Source organism: Brevundimonas sp. TWP1-3 (genome assembly GCF_049896085.1).
GTDB lineage: Bacteria > Pseudomonadota > Alphaproteobacteria > Caulobacterales > Caulobacteraceae > Brevundimonas.
Map to the genome: position 1 here is coordinate 1 of NZ_JAFCTP010000008.1, position 1,946 is coordinate 1,946.

The 1,946-nt window shown below is 29.7% G+C and carries 2 protein-coding genes; both read left to right on the plus strand.

Going from position 1 to position 1,946, the window contains the following annotated elements:
- Positions 1 to 145 precede the first annotated feature (145 nt).
- Entirely contained in the window at positions 146 to 1,069 is a 924-nt protein-coding gene (locus ACP693_RS17580) for a replication initiation protein (protein WP_002351085.1), read from the plus strand.
- 15 nt (positions 1,070 to 1,084) lie between these two features.
- On the plus strand, positions 1,085 to 1,624 hold the full coding sequence (locus tag ACP693_RS17585) for a DUF536 domain-containing protein (protein ID WP_002351084.1): 540 nt from the start codon (positions 1,085 to 1,087) through the stop codon (positions 1,622 to 1,624).
- Positions 1,625 to 1,946: the final 322 nt, after the last annotated feature.

Here is a 1,946-nt window from a genome sequence, read left to right on the forward strand (position 1 = left end):
GTAGGTTTTCTACGCTTTTCAAGTAGGTTTTCTACGCTGTCCAAGTAGGTTTTCTACGCTTTTCAAGTAGGTTTTCCGACATTATTGAGTATTTTTATAAAGTATGTTACTTTTATTTCATACTTTATAAAAGTAGGAGAAGCTTATGGCAAATGAAATTGTAAAATATGAAAATAGATTAAATCATATTCCTCTGAGAAAATTTAATAGTCGTGAAATGAACTTATTTTTTTCAATTGCTTCACGTGTACGTGAAAAAGGTGTAGATGAGATTATTTTTTCATTTCACGATTTGAAAAAACTAAGCGGTTATACAGAACGTGGGGAACAATTTATAAAAGATCTTAGTAGCACGTATGACAAATTATTAAGTATTAATGCTTGGAATGATGATGGAAATACTTTAACTAAATTTGTTGCTTTCACAAAATATAGCATTATACGAGATAAACAACTTGTTATAATTTCAGTTAATCCAGAATTTAAAGGACTTTTTAATCAATTAAAGAACTGGACAAGATTTAATCTAGAGCAATTTACTAATTTGGATAGCACATATTCAAAAACTATGTTTCGATTATTAAAACAATATCGAACTCAAGGCTGGACTGAATTTTCCAAAGAAAAATTTTTTGATTTACTAGATATTCCTAAAAGTTATTGGAATAGTCCGTCAAATATTGACAAATTTATCTTAAGGCCAATTAAAGAAGAACTCACTCCCTTATTTAAAGGATTAACTATTCGTAAAAAATATGGTAAAGGTCGAGGTAAACCTGTTATCGGTTATCGTTTTACTTGGAAAGCTGAAATTAACCATGCTGACGATTTTTCCAAAGGGAAACAAGAAGATTTACGTATAAAATTATTTAATATTGATCACAATGGAGAATTAACACGAGAAGAAAAATGGCGCGCTAAAGATCGAATACTAAATCTTCCCTTAGGCACTCATGAAGCTGATTTTAAACAACAACAACAAACTGAAGAAAAACAGGCAGAAAAACGAGAACTTTCAAACAAACTCAAACAAGATTTACTAGGAAATTTACAAAACTTATTCGATTAAGCTTAAGGAGTATTTATGGCAGATAAAACAATCAAAGAACTTGCGGAAGAATTAGGAGTTAGTAAAACAGCAATTAACAAAAAAGTTTCTGACAAAAATCGAAAACTTTGGTTTGCAAAAAACGGAAACAAGTTTGTGATTAACGAAACCGGTCAAAAAGCTATAAAATCAATGTTTTTAGTCGATAACGCAAACTTAAATCGAAAACTAGTTGGCGAAAAATCAAAAACCAAAAACCATAAAAACACCAACCAAGTTTCCGAATTAAAACTCCTTTCTTTCCTAGAAAAACAGTTAAATCGAAAAGATATACAGCTACAAGAAAAAGATAATCAAATAAAACAAATGCAAAAATTACTCGACCAGCAACAACAACTCACTCTACAAGCGAACCAACAAATTGAGAACCTACAAGAACAGCTCCATTTAACTTATACAGAAGAAACTCCAACAACCGAATCAACTGCCTTTTCTGAAAAAAAAGCAGACAATACACAACCACTTATTGAAAAAAAGTGGTGGCAAATTTGGAAATCTAATAGAACCAATCTCTAAAATTTTCTAGAAGTTAGTTCGGATAGTAGAGGAAAAAGTTGTACTACCTGATGGGGAGATCACTCAAATTTTTATGAGAAAGAAAAAATAGTTTACAACTGTAAACAATCAATGTTTATAGTTGTAAACTATCAAACTATATGGTGACTTATTGCTTAAAATAGGTTGAAATCTCACTCAATTTTTGGTGGAAAAACAAAATAAATTCTAATCGATTTTGTTGAAAAAGTCATAAAAAAACAAATGTGATTTTAACAAAATTTCAAAAAAATCGTTTGAAATTTCGTTTATTTTTTTTGAGAATTTTGATCATCGTAGGGTC

What these genes read in the sequence shown, in the direction of transcription:
- ACP693_RS17585 (WP_002351084.1), top strand. Translation starts at nt 1,085, where the DNA reads ATGGCAGATAAAACAATCAAAGAACTTGCGGAAGAATTAGGAGTTAGT.
- ACP693_RS17580 (WP_002351085.1), top strand. Translation starts at nt 146, where the DNA reads ATGGCAAATGAAATTGTAAAATATGAAAATAGATTAAATCATATTCCT.